22 protein-coding genes are annotated in these 20219 nt (G+C 68.2%); 2 read left to right on the top strand and 20 right to left on the bottom strand.

The window, feature by feature from the left end; genetic code table 11:
- Nucleotides 1-14: 14 nt before the first annotated feature.
- A complete protein-coding gene (locus JL108_RS01270; protein ID WP_205196562.1) occupies nucleotides 15-1670 on the top strand; it encodes an AMP-binding protein in 1656 nt (551 codons plus the stop codon).
- Nucleotides 1671-2062: 392 nt separating this feature from the next.
- On the opposite strand, the gene JL108_RS01275 is transcribed toward JL108_RS01270, so the two are convergent.
- Nucleotides 2063-3496: a sodium:solute symporter gene (locus tag JL108_RS01275; RefSeq protein WP_240190497.1), complete on the bottom strand. Its 1434-nt coding sequence runs from the start codon at nucleotides 3494-3496 to the stop codon at nucleotides 2063-2065.
- Between the two features lie 2 nt (nucleotides 3497-3498).
- Nucleotides 3499-3699 carry a hypothetical protein gene (locus tag JL108_RS01280; RefSeq protein WP_205196564.1) on the bottom strand — a complete coding sequence of 67 codons (201 nt, stop codon included), beginning with the start codon at nucleotides 3697-3699 and terminating at the stop codon, nucleotides 3499-3501.
- A 116-nt stretch (nucleotides 3700-3815) separates the two neighbouring features.
- Between JL108_RS01280 and JL108_RS01285 the strand changes: the two genes are divergently transcribed.
- Complete coding sequence (locus JL108_RS01285; protein WP_307837147.1) at nucleotides 3816-4382, top strand: GNAT family N-acetyltransferase; 567 nt, start codon at nucleotides 3816-3818, stop codon at nucleotides 4380-4382.
- Between the two features lie 3 nt (nucleotides 4383-4385).
- Here the strand turns inward: JL108_RS01285 and JL108_RS01290 are convergent, their stop codons facing one another.
- The 18 genes from JL108_RS01290 to secY all read right to left on the bottom strand — a co-directional run bounded on the left by JL108_RS01290 (nucleotide 4386) and on the right by secY (nucleotide 20119).
- Nucleotides 4386-4769, bottom strand: a complete 384-nt coding sequence (locus JL108_RS01290; protein WP_205196566.1) for a type II toxin-antitoxin system VapC family toxin — start codon at nucleotides 4767-4769, stop codon at nucleotides 4386-4388.
- Nucleotides 4756-5016, bottom strand: coding sequence for a type II toxin-antitoxin system Phd/YefM family antitoxin (locus tag JL108_RS01295; protein ID WP_205196567.1), 261 nt, complete (start codon nucleotides 5014-5016; stop codon nucleotides 4756-4758). Before JL108_RS01295 ends, JL108_RS01290 begins: the two co-directional genes overlap by 14 nt.
- 22 nt (nucleotides 5017-5038) lie before the next feature.
- Complete coding sequence (locus JL108_RS01300) at nucleotides 5039-5929, bottom strand: formylglycine-generating enzyme family protein (RefSeq protein ID WP_240190492.1); 891 nt, start codon at nucleotides 5927-5929, stop codon at nucleotides 5039-5041.
- Between the two features lie 44 nt (nucleotides 5930-5973).
- Complete coding sequence (locus JL108_RS01305; RefSeq protein ID WP_205196568.1) at nucleotides 5974-6648, bottom strand: TetR/AcrR family transcriptional regulator; 675 nt, start codon at nucleotides 6646-6648, stop codon at nucleotides 5974-5976.
- A gap of 3 nt (nucleotides 6649-6651) precedes the next feature.
- Nucleotides 6652-8163, bottom strand: coding sequence for a long-chain fatty acid--CoA ligase (locus JL108_RS01310; protein WP_205196569.1), 1512 nt, complete (start codon nucleotides 8161-8163; stop codon nucleotides 6652-6654).
- A 75-nt stretch (nucleotides 8164-8238) separates the two neighbouring features.
- Nucleotides 8239-10560 (bottom strand): arylsulfatase, encoded by a 2322-nt coding sequence (locus JL108_RS01315; RefSeq protein ID WP_205196570.1) that lies wholly within the window; start codon nucleotides 10558-10560, stop codon nucleotides 8239-8241.
- Between the two features lie 222 nt (nucleotides 10561-10782).
- Complete coding sequence (gene rplQ / locus JL108_RS01320; RefSeq protein WP_205196571.1) at nucleotides 10783-11328, bottom strand: 50S ribosomal protein L17; 546 nt, start codon at nucleotides 11326-11328, stop codon at nucleotides 10783-10785.
- Nucleotides 11329-11370: 42 nt separating this feature from the next.
- Entirely contained in the window at nucleotides 11371-12381 is a 1011-nt protein-coding gene (locus JL108_RS01325; protein WP_143911400.1) for a DNA-directed RNA polymerase subunit alpha, read from the bottom strand.
- A gap of 61 nt (nucleotides 12382-12442) precedes the next feature.
- Entirely contained in the window at nucleotides 12443-13051 is a 609-nt protein-coding gene (gene rpsD / locus JL108_RS01330; protein WP_143911399.1) for a 30S ribosomal protein S4, read from the bottom strand.
- Between the two features lie 27 nt (nucleotides 13052-13078).
- Complete coding sequence (gene rpsK, locus JL108_RS01335) at nucleotides 13079-13480, bottom strand: 30S ribosomal protein S11 (protein WP_087624377.1); 402 nt, start codon at nucleotides 13478-13480, stop codon at nucleotides 13079-13081.
- 7 nt (nucleotides 13481-13487) lie between these two features.
- On the bottom strand, nucleotides 13488-13856 hold the full coding sequence (gene rpsM, locus JL108_RS01340) for a 30S ribosomal protein S13 (protein WP_143911398.1): 369 nt from the start codon (nucleotides 13854-13856) through the stop codon (nucleotides 13488-13490).
- Between the two features lie 165 nt (nucleotides 13857-14021).
- Nucleotides 14022-14135, bottom strand: coding sequence for a 50S ribosomal protein L36 (gene rpmJ, locus JL108_RS01345; RefSeq protein WP_087624379.1), 114 nt, complete (start codon nucleotides 14133-14135; stop codon nucleotides 14022-14024).
- 35 nt (nucleotides 14136-14170) lie between these two features.
- On the bottom strand, nucleotides 14171-14392 hold the full coding sequence (infA, locus tag JL108_RS01350) for a translation initiation factor IF-1 (protein WP_087624380.1): 222 nt from the start codon (nucleotides 14390-14392) through the stop codon (nucleotides 14171-14173).
- 175 nt (nucleotides 14393-14567) lie between these two features.
- Nucleotides 14568-15878, bottom strand: coding sequence for a M20/M25/M40 family metallo-hydrolase (locus JL108_RS01355; protein ID WP_205196572.1), 1311 nt, complete (start codon nucleotides 15876-15878; stop codon nucleotides 14568-14570).
- Nucleotides 15875-17314, bottom strand: a complete 1440-nt coding sequence (locus JL108_RS01360) for an MFS transporter (protein WP_205196573.1) — start codon at nucleotides 17312-17314, stop codon at nucleotides 15875-15877. The genes JL108_RS01355 and JL108_RS01360 overlap by 4 nt, the downstream gene beginning before the upstream one ends.
- Nucleotides 17315-17391: 77 nt before the next feature.
- Nucleotides 17392-18207: a type I methionyl aminopeptidase gene (gene map / locus JL108_RS01365; protein ID WP_205196574.1), complete on the bottom strand. Its 816-nt coding sequence runs from the start codon at nucleotides 18205-18207 to the stop codon at nucleotides 17392-17394.
- A gap of 41 nt (nucleotides 18208-18248) precedes the next feature.
- Nucleotides 18249-18815: an adenylate kinase gene (locus tag JL108_RS01370; protein ID WP_205196575.1), complete on the bottom strand. Its 567-nt coding sequence runs from the start codon at nucleotides 18813-18815 to the stop codon at nucleotides 18249-18251.
- Nucleotides 18815-20119 carry a preprotein translocase subunit SecY gene (gene secY / locus JL108_RS01375; protein WP_143911393.1) on the bottom strand — a complete coding sequence of 435 codons (1305 nt, stop codon included), beginning with the start codon at nucleotides 20117-20119 and terminating at the stop codon, nucleotides 18815-18817. Before secY ends, JL108_RS01370 begins: the two co-directional genes overlap by 1 nt.
- Between the last annotated feature and the right edge of the window lie 100 nt (nucleotides 20120-20219).

The following is a 20219-nucleotide window of genomic DNA, read 5'->3' on the forward strand; positions in this document are numbered from 1 at the left end:
GAGAGGACTCCCCCATGAGCGAGCGACCAGTGAGCACCACCGATCTCGACTCCTACATCGCCGATCTACGACAGCTGCAGGCACGCCGCCGTCCCGCCGAGATCCCCGATCACGTCGTCTACCCGGCCGGTGAGATCACCATCCCGGCCCACGTCAGCCACTGGGCCGCGCAGCGTCCCGCTACCACGGCACTGACCTTCGAAGGCACCGCCTTCACCTATCCCGAGCTCGACGACCTGCATCGCCGGCTCGCCGGGTGGATGGCGGACCAGGGCATCTCGCGCGGGGACCGTGTCGCGGTCTACCTCGGCAACAGCCCCGAGTTCGTCATCGCCTTCCTGGCCATCCTGCGCCTCGGTGCCGTGCACGTCCCCGTGAACCCGATGTTCGCCCCGGCCGAGCTCACCCATGAGCTGCGCGATGCGGAACCAGGGCTGGTCCTCACCAACCGTGCGCTCGCGTCGACCGTGGAGGAGGTACAGCCCCGCCTCGACAGCCCGGTGCCGGTACTGATCGTCGAGGACGGATGGGCCGATGCCATCGCCCATGAGCCGTTCACCGGGGACGACGGCGACCTCGATGCCCTCGCCGCGCTCAACTACACCGGCGGCACGACCGGCCTGCCGAAGGGCTGCCAGCACACCCAGCGGCACATGCTCTACACCGCCGCGTCGGCGACCACGGCGACCCAGCTCTCCGCCGAGCCCGGCTTCACCAGCCTGTGCTATCTGCCGATCTTCTGGATCGCCGGCGAGGATCTCGGCATCCTGCTGCCCTTCGTGCTGGGCGGCACGAGCGTGCTGATGGCGCGCTGGGACGCCGCGACGACGCTGGACGCGATCGAGGCCTTCGGCGTCAGCGTCATGACCGGCACGGTGGAGAACTACCTGGAGCTGATGGCGCGCCCCGATATCGGCGAGCGCGACCTGTCGTCGCTGGTCGACCCCCAGGCCGTGTCCTTCGTCCGCAAGATGACTCCGCAGGTGCGCGCCGACTGGGCCGCCGCAGCGCCGTCGAGCGGGACGCTGCGCGAGTCGTCCTACGGGATGACGGAGACCCACACGATCGACTGCGTGCCCTACGGCTTCGCGACCGACGACGAGGATCTCCTGGCCGAGCCGGTATTCTGCGGCCTGCCGGTGCCGGGGACCGACATCGCGGTCGTCGAGTTCGGCACCCAGACTCCCCTGTCATTGGGCGAGGTCGGCGAGATCATCGTCCGCAGCCCCTCGGTGACCGATGGCTACTGGCGCAACCCTGAGGCGACGGCCGATCAGCTCGTCGACGGCTGGATCCACACCGGCGACAACGGCCGCATCGACGAGCAGGGTCTGCTGCACTACCTCGGCCGCCGCAAGGAGATGATCAAGGTCAAGGGCATGAGCGTGTTCCCCGCCGAGATCGAGGTGTTGCTCGCCCAGCATCCGCTGGTGGAGTCCGTGGCCGTGGTCCCGACCGATGATCCGGACTCCGGCCAGCGTCCGGTGGCCTTCGTGCTGCCGGCGGAGGGGGCGACGGTGACGGCCGAGGAGCTGGTCTCCTGGAGCCGCGAGAACATGGCGACGTACAAGGTGCCGCTCGTCAAGGTCGTCGGCGCCCTGCCGATGACCGCGACCGGCAAGGTCCGCAAGCACGAGCTCGCCGAGGATGCCGCGGCCCTCAACCGCTGAGCAGCTCAGCTCCGAGTCGGCCGTCCCTCCACGAGGGGCGGCCGACCTTTTCCCTTCCGGGCACCGGCGGTAGCTGGTCAACCCTTCCCTCGCGGTGGCGGTAGGTGGTCAACCCCATCGGACGCGGATAACGTTGCTGCCCTACCGCCACCCCGCCACCGTGCCCGCCACTCCGCTCACCGCACCCGCCGGTGAGCGGCGGTAGGGCAGCAACCCCATTCGGGCCAGGAAAGGTTGACCGACTACCGCCGTCACGTGCGAAAGGTTGATCAGCTACCGGCGGCGTGGCGGAAAGGTTGAGGGTCTACCGCCAAGGGCGGGGTGGAGCGCCGACGCAACACGGGAGGGGTCCGTCACCATGGCGACGGACCCCTCCCGTGTTTCCGGCCGGCTCACACGTGGACGGGTGCGCTGTCCTCCTCGGACTCATGTTCGTGCTCGGCCGGCTTGGTCACGAGGCTCACGACGACCATCGCGACGATCGAGAGCGGCAGGCCGATGAGCACCTCGGACGAGGCCGGCATGTCGAATCCGATGAAGGCGACGGCGAAGGAGATCGACCCGACCAGCAGGCCGGCGGTGGCCCCCGCGGTTGTGGCCTTCGACCACCAGATGCCGAGCACCATCGGGGCGAAGCACGACGCGGCGAGCAGGCCGACCGCCGCGGTGTAGAGCACCACCAGGAACTCCGGCGGGTTCATCGCCAGCACGATCGCGATCAGACCGATGACCCATGTGGTCGCTCCGGCCACGCGGACGATCGACTTCTCACTGGCATCGGGCTTGAGCAAGGTCGCGTAGATGTCGTGCGCCACGGCCGAGTTACAGGCCATCAGCAGGCCGGCCGTCGTCGACATGATCGCGGCGAGGACCGCGGCGGCGATGATGCCCTGCATCAGCGGATTGAGCACGGTCTCCGAGAGAGCGAAGAAGACGGCGTCCGGATCGGAGAGGTCGATATCGCCCATCAGGACGGCCGCGCCCGGTGTCAGCACGAAGGTGATCATCAGCATCATGGCACCGAAGATCAGCATCGCCACATTGAGCGAGATGCGCGCCGACCGCACGTCCTTGGACGAGTACACCCGCATGATGACGTGCGGCGTGACCGAGATGGCCGCGGCCCAGGTCACCAGCGCTCCGACATAGGAGGCCATGGGCAGCGCGGCGAAGGCGCCCAGGTTCGGGAACCGGTCCATCGCCTCGTTGTAGCTCGCACCGTAGCCGTCCATCGCCGTCAGCACCGCGACCGCGAATCCCGCGACGGCCGCGACCATGAGGATGCCCTGGAAGATGTCATTCCAGGTGACCGACAGGAAGCCGCCGATCGCCACGTAGAGCACGAAGGCGATGCCCGCACCCCACAGCCCCCACCGGTAGTCCACGCCGAGCACATAGGTGGCCACGATGCTGGCGCCCTTCAGCTGGGCGACGATATACGCCGAGCTCGCCAGCACGATGATGATCGGCACGGTCCAGGCGATGATCTTGCTGTTGTACCGCCAGCGGAAGTAGTCCGGCACCGTGTAGCGCCCCAGTTGGCGCAACGGGCGCGCCACGAGGATCGACGCGACGACGAAGCCGACCGGCGCGCCGGCGAGGAGGGCCGACCCATAGGGCCAGCCGAGTGCCAGTCCGGTGCCCACGGTCGCGAGGACCGAGCCGCCGCTGGCCAGCGAGGCCAGGAAGGCCCAGGAGTTGGTGAACGTGCCGAGGCTACGCCCGGCGACGAAGAACTCGTCGGTGGAACCCTTCACCCGACGGTGGGCCATGACACCGATGACGACGAGGACCAGGAAGTAGAGGACGACGATCGCGATGGCCATGCTCACTCACCGTCCTTGTCGGCCAGCGCCACGATGAGCCCGAGCAGCGGGGCGACGATCATCAGCCCGAACATCATCCACGCGAAGACGCTGACGCGCGCGAGCGTCGTCTCGTGCGTCCACGGCAGATAGGCGACCACGGCGTACACCACGATTCCCAGCAACAGTCCCGCTTCCCAGCGCGACATGGTCGGTCTCTTCATCGGGTTTCCTTCTCCTCGTCTCGAGCGTTGACGTTGACGCCACCGTCAAAGGCCACCCTAGGATGAGAGCTGCATCACGCACAAGTCAGGGACCGGATGTCTGCGATGCTGAGCTGGTGAGAGTCGTACCCGCCACGCGTTTCGATGACGTGGCCACGATGGTCGGGCCCAAACGGCCCGATGCCAATGTCTGCTGGTGCCTGAGCTACCGGGTGCCAGGACGGGTCAACCGCTCGCTCTCCGGTCCCGCACGCGGGGACCGCGTCCGCGAGCTGATGGCCGGCGGACCACCCGGGGTGCTGGCCTACGACGGCGACGAGGTGGCCGGCTGGGCGGCCATCCATCCGCGCGCCGATACGAGCTTCGCCACGAACCGCCGGATCCCCCACGTCGACGATCTCGATGTCTGGTCGCTCTGGTGCGTGCGGGTCCGCCCCGGCCACCGCGGGCAGGGCATCAGCCACGACCTCGTGGCCGGAGCGGTGGACTTCGCCCGGTCCCAAGGCGCCCCGGCGGTCGAGGCCTACCCGGTCGACAACGGGGGCGAGAAGGTCGATCTCACGATGGCCTATGTGGGCACACGGGCACTCTTCGAGCACGCCGGCTTCACCCACGCCGCCGACACGGACTCGGTGCTCAACGGCTTCCCCCGTGTGCTGATGCGGCTCGACCTCCGCCCGTGAGGCTCAGCGGCTGGCGTCGAGGATCCACGGCCGCCCGAGCGCCAGCAGTCGCCGATCGGCCGTGAGGAAGGCCAGCTGCTCGGCTGCCGCCTGCGCCACGAGCGCACGGTCGAAGGGATCGTGTCCGGCGAGCTCGGGGAGCTCCCCCATCGCCTCGGCATGCTCACCGACCCAGGACAGCTGCCGGAGCCCGACATCGTCGAGGATCGAGCAGAGACCCTCGGGCATGCGCAGCTTTCCTCGCATCGCCTTGATCTGCAGCTCCATGACGCTGATCGCCGAGTAATAGGCTGGATGCCGAGTCCCGATGGCCTCGGCGGCTTCCGGCCCCAGCCTGTTATCACCCTCCGTCAGCCAGACGATGAGATGCGTGTCAAGCAGGATCATCGAGCCCGAGATCCTCATCGAACATCGCACGGACCTCGGCGTCCGCCTCCTCAGTGAAGGCCTCCTCCCAGCGATCTCCGAACAGACCCGGCCGCGAGCCGAACAGCGGCACTCGCGGTCGCACCGACCGCCACTCCATGATCGGCGTGCCGGCACGGGCGACGATGACGGTCTCCCCTGCCTCGACGGCACGCGCGAGCCGCGACATCTGCGTCTTGGCCTCGTGGATGTTGACGGTGATGCTCATAGGACCAGGTTAGTCCAGTGGACTAACCTGGTTCACCGTCGTTGGCGCAGCGGAACCCCGTATTGGCCGATGCCGAATCGGGGGTATTGGCCGATCGAGCGGCGACCCGATAGCGGTGGCAGTACGAGTCGTGGCAGAGATAGGAGCCGCCGCGCATGACCCGCCGGTCGCCCGCCTCCGGTCCTCGCGGGCTCTGGACGGGCGACTGGGCGTAGTAGTCGGCCGAGAACCAGTCGGCGCACCACTCCCAGACGTTGCCGCTCATCTGCCAGAGTCCGTAGTCATTCGGCGCATAGGACTTCACCGGAGCCGTCGTCAGGAAGCCGTCGTCCAGGGAGTTCTCGACCGGAAATCGACCCTGCCAGATATTGCAGCGCCACCGGCCACGGGGTGTGAGCTCATCCCCCCATCCGAAACGCGCCTGTGCCAGGCCCCCACGCGCCGCGTACTCCCACTCGGCCTCCGTGGGAAGGCGCTTGCCCGCCCACGCGCAATACGCCTGCGCGTCGTTCCAGGTCACATGCACGACCGGATGGTTCTGTCGTCGTGCGATATCCGATCCTGGGCCCTCAGGCGCCCGCCAGCAGGCATCCGCGACGGCCAACCACCAGGGAGCCTCCGCGACGCGCTGCACCACATCGGCCGGGTTCCCCTCGAACGCCAGGTGGAAGACCGCCGAGACACCCAGCTCCTCGGCCTCGGTCCGGTACCCGGTGGCCTTGACGAAGGTCGCGAACTGCGCATTGGTGACGGCCGTCGCGTCGAGGTGGAAGGCCGGCAGCTCGACCTCGTGCACCGGTATCTCGCCGTCGTCGCGATAGCCCTCGTCGAAGGGATCCCCCATGAGGAAGGACCCGGCGGGGACCCGCAGCTGCCCGCGCGTGGATCGCCGATCGGGTGCGGGCGCGCTCAACGCGACACTCGTGCCCGGCCCCGTGCCGGGAGCGCAGCACGCGCTCACCGCTCGGCCGCCGATGTCTCGAGCCGCAGGGTGCGCACCCAGATCCGCACACAGGTCTCCACCATGTCCTCGTCGTCGCGCTCCGAGCCGAGCACATAGCAGGAGTACGCCAGGCGCCCGATGGTGGCCGAGAAAGCGGCCGCCATCAGCCACGCGTCCAGCTCGGCATCGGCGAGCCCGTCCTCCTGTAGCCGAGCGATCCACCGGGCATTCACCTCGACGAAGGCGGTATCGCGGGCGAGACGCCACTGGGCGAACTCCGGATCGATCGCGCTGGCCTGCTCCAGCAGGCGCATCAGGTCCGCATTCTCCCGATAGCCGCGCAGGAAGGCCCGATGGGAGGCCCGGATCCGATCCGCGAGGCTGGCATGTTCCACCGAGGCCGCCTCCATCACCGGATGCAACATGCCCTCGTTGACATTCTCCAGCACGGCCAGGAGGACCTCCTCCTTGCTGGCGAAGTAGGTGTAGAACGAGCCCACCGCGATACCGGCCTCGGTCGCGATGTCCACCAGTCGCGAGTCGAGGAAGCCGTCACGGGCGAAGACCGTGCGCGCCCCCTTCACCAAGGCCTCGCGGGTGCGACGGCCACGGGACGTCGTGGGGAACTCCCGATCCTGGGGAGCCGCGAAACGACCGGAGGTGGGGAGCGGGGTCCGGTCCGCGGTCACCGCTCACCTCCTGACATTCGTGGCGAGCGTCGACCAGTCGAGTGCTCGCTTCTGGATCTTGCCGGTGCCGCCCTTCGGCAGGGTGTCGACGAATCGCACCTCGTGCGGCACCTTATAGGCCGAGAGCCGCTCCTTGGCCCAGAGCCGGAGCTCCGTCGTGTCGAGAGCGGAACCGGGCCGAAGCGCGATCACCGCGGCGACCTCCTCACCATATCGATCATCGGGGATCCCGATCACCGCGACCTCGACGACATCGGGATGCTCGTAGATCACCTCCTCGACCTCCCGCGGGTACACGTTGTAGCCGCCGCGGATGATGAGGTCCTTGACCCTGTCGACGATCGTCAGATAGCCGTCCTCGTCCAGTCGGCCGAGGTCGCCGGTGTGGAACCAGCCGCCGGCGAGGTCCTGGGCATCGGCCTCGGGACGGTTCCAGTAGCCGGCCATGACGCTGAAGCCGCGCACCAGCACCTGCCCGACCTCGCCTACCGGCACGTCCGCGTCCTGGTCGTCGCACACCCGCACCTCGATACCCGGCATCGGGACGCCGACCGTGCCCGCGCGCTGCTCGCGGTCGAGCTGGTTGAAGGTCGCGAGCGCCGTGGTCTCGGTGAGGCCGTATCCCTCCAGGATCGTGCACCCGAACTTCTCGGCGAAGGCGCGGAGCACCTCGGCGGGGAGCGCCGCGCCACCCGAGGTGGCCACGCGCAGCTCCTGGAAGTCTTCGGGGCCGTGCTCCCCACCCGCGTGCAGCATGGCATTCCACATCGTCGGGACACCGCTGACCACGGTCAGCCGATCGCGACGGATCAGGTCCAGCATGGCCTCGCCGGTGAACGGACTGAGGAGCGAGATCGGCGCACCCGCGACGAGCGCCGCATTGAGGCACACGGCCTGACCGAACACGTGGAACAGCGGCAGGGCGGTCCCGAGGCGGTCATCGCGGGTGATCCCCACCCGCTCGACCACGACCTGCGCCGCCGTCAACAGGTTGTCGCCCGTCAGCCGGACGCCCTTCGGCTTGCCCGTGGTGCCCGATGTGTAGAGCAGCACCGCCGTCTCGTCGCCCGTCATCGCCTCCCGTGGGAGCCCGGAGGCGTCGCGCGCCCCGTCGGCGGTGGTCTCGTCGAAGGTCCACACGGGAAGGTCCGACCACTCCCCCGCCGTCCTCGCCGACGTGTCGCACTCATGCCAGGCCAGCAGCAGGGTGGCACCGCTGTCGCGGACGATGTAGTCGATCTCGTGCGCGGTCGCCATCGTGTTGACCGGAACGACGACGATCCCGCCGGCCAACGCGCCGACATAGGCCTGCGCGAACTCCGGCACGGTCGGGGCGATCAGCACGATCCGGTCGCCCCGGCCCACGCCCCGCTCGCGCAGGCCGGAGGTGAAGACGCCCGCGGCATCGCGAAGCTCTCGATAGGTCTGCGCCCGGGTGACACCTCGGACCGCCGGCTGCTCAGGTGCCATCGCGGCTCCCGTCCACAGCGCATCGGGGATGCTCGTCACGCTCACCGGATGGTCACCTCGATCTGCTCGACCTCGGCACCGCGGATGTCGGTCATCGTCTCTCCTGTCGCCGAGGGGATGTCATTGCTGGACGGCGAGGATGCGGCCGTCGTCGCCGGGTACCGTCGCCTGCTCGTCGAGCCCGATCCGCACCGAGCGCACGTCACCGCGGAAGTCGAAGGGGGACCGATAGGCCCGCGAGACCGATGAGATGCTATCGCCGCCCACCTGCAGGCCCTGGCCCGCCGACCAGAGGATCGGATTGGTGCGCACCTGCTCCAGCCGCACCCGCTCCTCGCCGTCGAGGAAGGCCCGGACCGTCCCGACGTGATCGTCGGTGCGCTCGAAGGCGAAGCCCATCACGTGACGGCCCGGACTCAGCGGCACCTCATCGGCGGCCGCGAACTCCTGCCGGCCCAAGTAGGCGAAGGCGACGTGCAGCCGATCGTCGAGGACGAACAGGCTGAAGCCTCCCGCGAAGTTGCCGTAGCTGACGACGGCTCCCTCCTGACCCGGCTCCCAGTCGATCTCCGCCGTCACCGAGAAGGTGCGATTGCGCAGATCCGGAGATGAGCTACGCCCGAGCATGACGCGCGAGCTGTAGGTGTAGACCTCACGCGGCAGTGTCGCCTGGGGGCGCGGCTCGTTGAACCGCACCGAACCGCGGTCGTCCAGCGGAAGCACCTGGTTGCGCTCGGCCTCGGACCACCACAGGTCCACCAGCTCGCGCAGCAGCTCCGGCTCCTCGGCCGCGAGGTCGCGGGTCTCGGAGAAGTCCTCGTCGACGCGGTACAGCTCCCACATGTCCCGGTCATAGTCGCCGTCGTGGGCCAGCGCGGGGTCCATGCCGACGCGGAACGCGTGGGTCGAGGAGACGTGCAGGGCGACGGCCTTCCACCCGTCGCGCCACACCGCTCGGTGCCCGAAGCACTCGAAGTACTGGACGCTGCGGCTCGGCTCCCCGCTCGCCTCGGTGATCGCCGTACGCAGGCTGGCACCATCGAAGGGACGCTGTTCCACCCCGGCAACCGTCTGCGGCACCTGGATGTCGGCGAGGTCCAGGAGAGTCGGCAGCAGGTCGATGGCGTGGCCGTACTGCTGACGGACCGCGCCGGGGTCGGCGATACCCGCCGGCCAGTGCACGATCAGCGGTACGCGCGTGCCGCCTTCGTGGCAGGTGGTCTTGTACCAGCGATTCGGGGTGTTCCCGGTCTCGGCCCATCCGGCGGCGTAGTGCGGGTGGCTGGTCGGGCCGCCCCATTCGTCGAGCCGGCGGTCCATCTCCGCGATGTCCTCGGGCGAGCGGTTGAAGTAGCTCAGCTCATGGAACAGCCCGTGTGGTCCGCCCTCCGCGCTCGCGCCGTTGTCGGCCACGACCGCGAGGACGGTGTCGTCGAGGTCCCCCCGCTCGCGCAGCATCTCCACGAGGCGTCCGATCTGGTGATCGGTGTGCGCGAGGAATCCGGCGAAGGTCTCCATCTGGCGGCAGAGCACCCGCTGCTCCTGTGCGCTGAACGAGTCCCAGGGCCGGATTCCGTCATTGTGATCGGCCAGCCGCGTGTCGGGCGGTACGACCCCGAGCTCGATCTGGCGCTCGAGGGTCTCGCGGCGGATCACATCCCAGCCCTCGTCGAAACACCCGCGGTACCGCTCGATCCACTCGCGCGGAGCGTGATGCGGAGCGTGCATCGCCCCGAAGGCCAGATAGAGGTAGTAGGGCTTGTCAGGGGTGACCGCATTCTGCTCGTCGATCCACGAGCACGCCGTGTCCACGAGATCCGCGCTGAGGTGATAGCCGTCCTCGGGACCCGCGGGAGCTTCGACCCGGTGGTGATCGCGCCACAGTTCCGGGGCCCACTGCGAGGTCTCTCCGGGCAGGAAGCCGTAGAAGCGATCGAAGCCCTTGGCCAGCGGCCAGCGATCGAAGGGCCCCCACGGGCCGTTCTCGGCATCGGGGGTGAGGTGCCACTTGCCGAGCGCCATCGTGGAGTATCCGTGCTCACGCAGGATCGCCGGCGTCATGGCCGTCTCATCGGGGATCATCGTGTTGTAGCCGGGGAAGCCGGTGGCGTACTCCATGATCGATCCCACCCCCACCGCGTGGGCATTGCGCCCGGTCAGCAGCGCGGCGCGGGTGGGTGAGCACAGCGGTGTCACGTGGAAGTTGCGGAAGCGCAGTCCCTCGGCGGCGAGACGATCCAGGTGCGGTGTCTCGATGCGCCCTCCGAGGCCGCCGAAACAACCGATCTGGGCGTAGCCGAGATCGTCGAGCACGATGGTGACGACATTCGGGGCGCCGTCAGGTGCGGTGCGAGGCGCGGGCCAGGCCGGTCGTGATTCCTGCACCGTGGGCGCCACCTCGCCCGGATAAGGGCTCCCTGCCGGATAGGTCTCGTAGCTCATGCCTCACATCCGTTCTCGACGATGCTCGAGGGGACCTCGGCACTGTCGTGGATGTCCTCGGACACGGACCCTTCTTGGCATGAGGTCGGCATGGGATCACACCATAATGTAACTCGAATTCGGATTCAAGTCGGCCTTCGAGAGCCCCCGAGCGACGACAGGACCGGGAGACGGCGAGAGGCCCGGAACCCTCACGGGTTCCGGGCCTCTCGTCAGATGGCCTCAGGCCTTGTCGTCGGCGGACTCCTCAGCGTCCTCGACCGGGGCCTCGTCCGCAGCGGCCTCTTCGGCCTCACCGGACACCGGCGCCTCCTCGACCTCGGCGGTCTCCTCGGCAGGAGCCTCCTCGGCGGCCACCGGAGCGGCCTCGGCCTTGGGGGCGGACTTCTCGGCCTTCGGGGTCGGCGTGAAGCCGCCCTCGACGATCTCGATCACGGCCATGGGGGCGTTGTCGCCCTTGCGCGGACCGATCTTCGTGATCCGGGTGTAACCCCCGGGACGGTTGGCCATGTCGGGACCGATCTCCGTGAAGAGGGTGTGCACGACACCCTTGTCGCGGATGACCTTGAGCACCTGGCGACGGTTCGCCAGCGAATCGGTCTTGGCCTTGGTGATGAGCTGCTCGGCGTACGGACGCAGGCGGCGAGCCTTGGCCTCCGTCGTGGTGATCTTGCCGTGCTCGAACAGCGACTGCGCCAGGTTGGCGAGGATCAGACGCTGGTGCGAGGGGCTACCGCCGAGACGGGCTCCCTTGGTGGGGGTGGGCATTGTCAGTTCTCCGTTTCAAAGAATCAGCGCGCGGCGAGCAGATCAGTACTGCTCGTCCTCGGCGAAGCTCGCATCGTCGTCGTAGGTGTCGATGACCGCGCTGGGGTCGAAGCCGGCGGGGCTGTCCTTGAGGGACAGGCCCATCTCGGCCAGCTTGGCCTTGACCTCGTCGATCGACTTGGAGCCGAAGTTGCGGATGTCCAGCAGATCCTGCTCGCTGCGCCCGACGAGCTCACCCACGGTGTGGATGCCCTCGCGCTTGAGGCAGTTGTACGAGCGAACCGTGAAGTCCAGGTCCTCGATCGGCAGGGCCAGATCAGCGGCCATCGCCTCGTCGACCGGCGACGGGCCGATGTCGATGCCCTCCGCCTCGACGTTGAGCTCACGGGCCAGGCCGAAGAGCTCGACCAGGGTCGATCCGGCCGACGCGATGGCGTCACGCGGCAGGATGGACTGCTTGGTCTCGACGTCGATGATCAGCTTGTCGAAGTCGGTGCGCTGCTCGACTCGGGTGGCCTCGACCTTGTAGGTGACCTTCAGGACCGGGCTGTAGATGGAGTCGACCGGCATACGGCCGATCTCTTCCTCGCCGGTCTTGTTCTGCGCCGCCGACACGTAGCCACGGCCCCGCTCGACGACCAGCTCGATCTCGAGCCGGCCCTTGTCGTTGAGGGTCGCGACATGCAGGTCGGGGTTGTGCACCTCGACACCCGCCGGCGGCGTGATGGCCGCGGCGGTGACGTCTCCGGCGCCCTCGGCGCGCAGGTACATGACCACCGGCTCGTCGTTCTCCGAGGAGACGACGAGGTTCTTCAGGTTGAGGATGATCTCGGTGACATCCTCCGTGACGCCGGGGATGGTCGAGAACTCGTGCAGGACACCGTCGATCTTGATCGAGGTGACGGCCGCACCCGGGATGGAGCTCAGCAGCGTGCGACGCAGCGAGTTGCCGAGGGTGTAGCCGAATCCGGGCTCGAGGGGCTCGATGACGAACCGCGAACGGTAGTCGCCTTCGGACTCTTCGGTCAGGACGGGGCGCTGGGCGATCAGCATGGTGACTGTTCCTTTCCGAACCGCCCACTATTTGACGGCTCGGGTCGAGGGAAGGGGTGAATCAGATCTTCGAGTAGAACTCGACGATCAACTGCTCCTGGATCGGGACGACGATCTGCTCGCGCACCGGCTTCTGGTGCACCAGGATCCGGCCCCGCTCCGGCGAGACATCGAGCCAGCCCGGGACGGTGTCCTGGTCGTGGGTCTCGCGCGTCACGATGAACGGCGTCATCTCCAGGCTCTTGGGACGCACGTCGATGATGTCGTGCGGCGAGACCTGGAAGGACGGGATATTGGTCTTGACGCCGTTGACCAGGAAGTGACCGTGGGTCACCAGCTGGCGAGCGTGACGTCGCGTGCGCGCCAGACCGGCGCGGTAGACGACGTTGTCGAGACGGCATTCGAGCAGCGCGAGCAGGTTGTCACCGGTCTTGCCGGGCTTGCGGTGCGCATTCTCGTAGTACTTGCGGAACTGCCTCTCCAGCACGCCGTAGGTGTAACGCGCCTTCTGCTTCTCCTGCAGCTGGGTGCGGTACTCCGACTCCTTGACGCGGGCGCGGCCGTGCTGGCCGGGCGCGTACGGACGGCGCTCGAAGGCCTTGTCCCCACCGACGAGGTCGACGCCGAGACGGCGCGACTTCTTGGTGAGAGGTCCGGTGTAACGGGCCATGGGTGAAACTCCTAGAAAATCGAGGCGTCAGAGACGACGGTGCTTGGGCGGACGGCAGCCGTTGTGCGGCGTGGGGGTCACATCGGAGATGGTGCCGACCTCCAGGCCGACGCCACTGAGCGACCGGATCGCCGTCTCACGGCCCGAACCGGGGCCCTTGACGAAGACGTCGATCTTCTTCATGCCGTGCTCCATCGCCTGACGGCCCGCGGCCTCGGCGGCCATGCCGGCGGCGTAGGGCGTCGACTTGCGCGAGCCCTTGAACCCGACGGTTCCGCCGGAGGCCCAGGAGATCACCTGACCGCTCGGGTCAGTGATCGTCACGTGCGTGTTGTTGAACGTGCTCTTGATGTGGGCCTGGCCCTGCGCGACGTTCTTCTTCTCCTTGCGGCGCACCTTCTTGGCGCCTGCATTGCTCTTGGGAGGCATCGTCAGATCACTTCTTCTTTCCGGCGACGGTGCGCTTGGGGCCCTTGCGCGTACGGGCATTGGTCTTGGTGCGCTGGCCACGGACCGGCAGGTGGGCCCGGTGACGGCGACCCTGGTAGCTGCCGATCTCCATCTTGCGACGGATGTCGGCGGTGATCTCGCGGCGGAGGTCACCCTCGACCTGGTAGTTGCCCTCGATGTGGTCGCGCAGGGCGACGAGCTGGTCGTCGTCGAGCTCGTGCACACGGGTGCTCGGGTCGATGCCGGTGGCGGCAAGGGTCTCGGCGGCGCGCGTGCGGCCGACGCCGAAGATGTAGGTGAGTGCGATCTCGATGCGCTTCTCGCGCGGGAGATCCACTCCGATGAGGCGTGCCATGGTGGCATTTCCTTTCATTCAGCGAAGGTATGGACGTCCGTGGCATCCCGGCCGCCTTACGAGGGGTCCTCCCTCGAGCCGGGCCCCGGCCTTCGCGCCGGGGGTGGCGTCCGCGCGGAGCGGACGAGCCGTCAGACGATGTGATTCACGGTGAAGAAGCCGCGATCAGCCCTGGCGCTGCTTATGGCGCGGGTTAGAGCAGATCACCATGACGCGGCCGTGGCGACGGATCACCTTGCAGCTGTCACAGATCTTCTTCACGCTCGGGTTGACCTTCATCGAGAAACTCTCTCTTCGGTACGAACGTGACGGGTTTACTTGTAGCGGTAGACGATGCGCCCGCGGCTGAGGTCATAGGGCGACAGCTCCACCACGACCCGATCCTCGGGGAGGATACGGATGTAGTGCTGACGCATCTTGCCCGAGATGTGCGCGAGGACCTTGTGGCCATTGGCCAGCTCCACGCGGAACATCGCGTTCGGCAGGGCTTCGATGACCGCGCCCTCCATCTCGATGACGCCTTCTTTTTTCGCCATGACCTCTTCTTCGGTTGACTACGTCGACCAGACCCCGGCACACACGTGCCCCACCGGCCTGAGGGCAGGAAGGGACGCGGCTGACGAGGCCGACTCCCTATCATACGCAGGCCGCCATGCTGGACTCAAATCGGGTCGATCCGCCGAGATGGCGCGCCGCTGCGCGCTCCGGGGGTCAGCGCAACCCCGTGAGGAGGGCTCGGAAGAAGGCGATGCCGTGGTCGAGCGCTTCGATCTCGACGAACTCGTTCGGGGCGTGGATCGAATCGCGCTGCTCACGGCTCATCGTGAGCGGCGCGAAGCGGTAGACCGAGTCGCAGATGCGGGTGAAATGGCGACTGTCGGTACCCCCGGTCTGGGCATAGGGCACGGCCAGGACATCGGGCATCGTCGCCGCCAGCGCCTCGACCATGGTGCGCCAGGCATCGTTGTCGGTCCTGGAGACCGGTGGCGGGTCCTCGCCGTCCACACCGGCGATCTCGATGTCGAGACCGCGGAACAGTTTCTCGAGTCGCTCGACCAGAGCTGCCTTCGTGTCCCCCACGAGCAGTCGGACGTTGACCGTGGCGCGGGCCTCGGTGGCGAGCACGTTGCGCGCCGGGCTTCCCGAGAGCCGGGTGACCGCCGTGGTGGTGCGCACCATGGCGGCCGTCTCGGGCCCGGCGCGCGCCAGCAGCTCGGCCAGCGGACGGGCGAAGCGGTCGACACGGGCGAACAGGCCGGCCTGCGGCCCGCGCATCCGCTGGGACATCGTCCGCAGCATCAGCCGGACGGGCTCGGTGAGCCGTGGTGGCATCGGGTGGCGTTCCAGTCGCACGATCGCCCGCGCCAGCCGGGCCGTCGCGCCTCTCGGGGCCGGAGTCGACGCGTGGCCCCCTCCCCCTCGGGCCAGCAGCTCGACATCGACTGTGCCCTTCTCGACGATCCCGATCATCGCCAGGCGACCCTGAACGCCGGGGAATGCGTCCTCCACGACGGCGCCGCCCTCGTCAGACACCAGCCAGGGCCGCACATCCGCACGCTCGAGGTGGTCGACCGCCCGGGCTGCGCCGGTGCCGAAGACCTCCTCGTCGGCTCCGAAGGACAGGTAGACGTCCTGCTCCGGCGTGAACCCCTCGGACAGCAGCGTCTCGACCGCCTCGGCGATCGTGACGAGCGGCCCCTTGTCGTCGAGTGCTCCACGACCGATGACTCGACCACCGTCGATGATCCCCGCGAACGGATCACCGGACCACTGTTCGGCCGGCGCGGGGACCACATCGTAGTGCGCCATGAGCACGACCGGGCGCTCATCGGCCGCACCCGGCCACCGGAACAGCAGCCCGCCGCCCTCGAGCTCGGTACGTTCGAGGCGCTCGTGGATCAACGGATAGAGCTCCGCCAGCACGGCACGGAACTCCTCGAAGGCCGCCTCCTCGCGTTCGTCGGGTGCTGAGACCGTACGGCAGGCGATCAGGCGGGCCAGTCGTTCAGCGGGCGATGTCATGGTGCGACCTCCTCGAAGCGCGCCGGATCGGCGAAGGCGAGTCTCGGCACGAAGGTCAGCAGGACCGCGGCCATCACAGCGGTACCCGCGCAGATCAGCCAGACCGTGTAGTACCCGCGCAATGACGCCGCCGTCTCGGTCGCACCCGCGGCGAGAGCCACCCCGAAGACACAGGACGCGACCGAGCCGCCGATGGTCTTGGCCGAGTTGGTGAGCCCGGTCGCCACGCCGGTGCGGTTCTCGGGGGCGGCCGACGCAGCAGCCGCCGGCAGCGCGGCGACGAGCGCGCCGGAGCCGAGGCCCGCGACGACCATGCAGGCCAGCAGCTGCAGGACCGAGTCGTGGAACGGCACGAGGCCGCCGTAGCCGATCGCCACGACGACCGCCGCCACGATGAGGCACAGACGCGGCGTCAGCACCGCCGTGACGCGGGCGAACAGCAGCGCTCCGATCAGCATCGACAGCACATAGCCGCCGATGATGGGCGACAGCTGCGATGCGGTGAGCCCGAGGCCGAATCCGTGCTCCGCGGGATCGGTCCGCGCGAAGGTGGTCAGCGGGATCTGCGCTCCGAGGATCGAGACGCCGAACAGCATCGCCGTGGCCTGGACCGGCCACATCGCCGGCTTGGTCATGACGCGAACATCGATGAGCGGATCGGGCGCCCGCAGCTCGAAGCGGATGAACGGGACGAGCAGCACGAGCCCGGCGGCGAGCACGACCCAGGGCCACCAGGAGGCGATACCGACCATACGGACCAACGACAGGCCGCCCACGACGCACAGCAGCGCGGCGCTGACCAGCAGCAGCCCCGGCCCGTCGAGGACGCCGCCCCTACGCTCGTGCTCGGCCTCGACACCCCAGTGGATCACCGCGACGACGAGGACACTCAGCGCGGCCGGCACCGCGAGCTGGGCCCACAGCGGTTCGAGGAGCGCCGCGGCGAGCCCCGCGCCGAGCGCACCGGCGATCGCACCGGCTTGCAGGGCCGCGACGATCACGCCCGTGGCCCGGCGCGTGGCCGACGGCCGGTCGGCCAGGCCACGGCTACGCAGGAAGATCAGGGCGACCTCGAGGGGCAGCCAGACGGTGAAGACCCCCTGGATCGCCCAGAAGATCAGATAGACCACGAAGTCCGAGGAGAAGGCGATCCCCCAGTTCGCCACCGCGACGACGGCCGAGGACCACAGCAGCACGCGTTGGTGTCCCCACAGATCGCCGAGCTTGGACAGGGCGGGCACCGCGAGCGCCGAGACGAGCAGCTGGGCGGCCTCCAGCCAGTTGAGGTCGGCATCGCCGACGCCCAGATGCCGGGCGATGTCGGTCTGCAGCGGCGTGTAATACCCCTGCAGCACGCCGCTCACGAACTCGACGAAGACGAGTGCGCCGACGAGTCCCGCTCCGACCGCCGCGCGGCGGCGTACGCCTCGCGCCATGAGACCTCCTCAGCCGAGGTCAGCATACGGCCACTCGCGGCCCGGAGCCTGTCGATCATCGCTGATCGACGCCGGGGTCAGAGCGCGCCGAAGGGCACGCCGAGCTCACCGAGCCGCGCCGCGCCGCCGTCCTCGGCGGTCAGCACCCACACGCCGGAGCCGGTGCGCGCCACCGTGTGCTCCCAATGCGCGGCCAGGACGCTGTCAGGGGTCACGGCGGTCCAGCCGTCCTCCAAGATGCGCGCCTGTGCCGAGCCCAGCGTCACCATCGGCTCGATGGCGAGGGTCACGCCCTCGGTCAGCCGAGGCCCCCTGCCGGCACGTCCGCTATTGGGCACGTCGGGGTCCATGTGCATCTCCCGGCCGATCCCGTGTCCGGTGAACGGCTCGGTGATGCCGTAGTCGCCGGCCGCGTCGATGCTCGACTCGATGGCGTGGGAGATGTCGCCGACCCGCGCGCCCGTGGCCATCGCCGCGATACCGGCCCACAGCGCCGCTTCGGTCACGCGGGACAGTTCGGCGGCCGCATCGGAGACGGTGCCGACCTCCACCGTGATCGCCGCGTCGCCATGCCAGCCGTCGACGATCGCCCCGCAGTCGATGGACAGCACGTCGCCATCGCGCAGGACACGGTCGCCGGGGATGCCATGGACGATCTCCTCGTTCACGGACGTGCAGATGACGCCGGTGAAGCCGTGGTACCCGAGGAAGTTCGAGGTCGCACCCTGTTCGCGGATGCGTTCGTGGGCGAAATCGTTCAGCTCGCCCGTGGTCACGCCGGGCGCGGCGGCATCGCGCAGTGACTGCAGCGTGCGCGCCACGACGAGCCCGGCCTGCCGCATGAGCACCAGCTCGGCATCGCTCTTGGTCTCGATCCGTCCCCGCCCGAACATCTCAGCTCCCGCCCTCGTTGAGTACCGCTGAGGCCGCGCGGTCAGGCTTTCGGGAGGGCGGCGTCGATCCGGGCCGCGACCTCGTCCACGCTGCCCATGCCGTCGACCTCGACGAGGAGACCCCGCTCGCGGTAGACGTTCAGCAGCGGAGCGGTCTCGGCCGTGTACACCTCCTGGCGGTGCCGGATGACGTCCTCCGTGTCATCGCTGCGCCCGCTCGTCTCTGCGCGCTTCAACAACCGCGCGATGAGCTCCTCGGGGTCGACGGTCAGCGCCAGCGCCGCGTCGAGCTGTGTCCCGAGGTCCGACAGGATCGAGTCCAGCTCGGCCACCTGATCCGGCGTGCGCGGGTAGCCGTCGAGCAGGAAGGCGTCACGGGCATCCGGCTGCGCCAGACGATCGCGCACCATCGCATTGGTGACCGAGTCGGGGACGTACTCCCCCGCGTCCATGTAGCGCTGCGCCGTCCGGCCGAGCTCGGTCTGCCGCGAGACATTGTCGCGGAAGATGTCACCGGTCGAGATGTGAGCACCCTCGATACGGCGCGCCAGCGCCTCGGCCTGCGTGCCTTTGCCCGCCCCCGGCGGACCCATGATGACAAGACGCATTACTTCAAGAACCCTTCGTAGTTGCGCTGCTGGAGCTGGCTCTCGATCTGCTGGACCGTCGAGAGACCGACGCCGACGATGATGAGGATCGAGGTACCACCGAACGGGAAGTTCTGACTCGCACCGAGCAGGGCGATCGCGACCATCGGGATGAGCGCGATGAGCCCGAGATAGGTCGCACCCGGTGCGGTGATCCGGCTGAGCACGTAGGCGAGGTAGTCCTCGGTCGGCCGGCCCGCACGGATGCCGGGGATGAAGCCGCCGTACTTGCGCATGTTGTCCGCGACCTCGTTCGGGTTGAACGTGATCGAGACGTAGAAGTACGTGAAGAACACGATCAACAGGAAGAACGTGATCATGTAGTACGGGTGGTCGCCGCGTACGAAATGGTCCTGGATCCAGGTCGACCACGACTCGCCTGGGTTGAAGTTGGCCACGAGCGCGGGGATGTACAGCAGGCTCGAGGCGAAGATGACCGGGATGATGCCGGCCTGGTTGACCTTGATCGGGATATAGGTCGAGGATCCGCCGAACATCCGTCGTCCGACCATCCGCTTGGCGTACTGGACGGGAATGCGGCGCTGCGCCTGCTCGACGAAGATGACCGCCGCGACGATGACGAGACCGACCAGCGTGACGAGCGTGAAGGTGGTCCAGCCGTTCTGGAGCCGGATCTGCCACATGGCACCGGGGAAGGTGGCGATGACCTGGCAGAAGATGAGGATCGACATGCCGTTGCCGACACCACGATCGGTGATCAGCTCGCCGAACCACATGATGACGGTCGTGCCGGCCACCATCACCGTGACGATGAGGAGGAAGGCCGCGACATTGTCCGGGCGGTACAGCAGGTCACCGCACTGGATGCCGCCGAAGAGCTGACCGCTGCGCGCGAGCGCCACGATGCCGGTCGCCTGCAGGATCGCCAGCCCGACCGTGAGGTAACGGGTGTACTGGGTGATCTTGGTCTGCCCGGCCTGCCCCTCCTTCTTGAGGGCCTCCAGTCGTGGGATGACCACGACCAGCAGCTGCAGGATGATGCTCGCGGTGATGTACGGCATGATGCCGAGCGCGAAGATCGTCAACTGCAGCAGCGCGCCACCGGAGAAGACGTTGATGAGGGCGAACAGGCTGCTCTGCTCGCTCTGGGCCGCGAGGTCGACACACTGCTGCACATTGGGCACGTTGATGCCCGGGGCCGGCAGCATCGAGCCGAAGCGGAACAGCACGATGATGAACAGCACGAAGAGGAGCTTGCGCCGCAGATCGGGTGTCTTGAACGCGTTGACGAAGGCGCTGAGCACCGGATTCCTCCTCGTGCACCGAGGTGCTGACTCGTGTGATGGCAGTGCCCTGATGTGTAGATCAGGGCACAGACGCTGACTCTAACAGGGGACGAGAACG

It is taken from the genome of Aeromicrobium sp. YIM 150415 (assembly GCF_016918125.1).
Taxonomy (GTDB): domain Bacteria; phylum Actinomycetota; class Actinomycetes; order Propionibacteriales; family Nocardioidaceae; genus Aeromicrobium; species Aeromicrobium piscarium.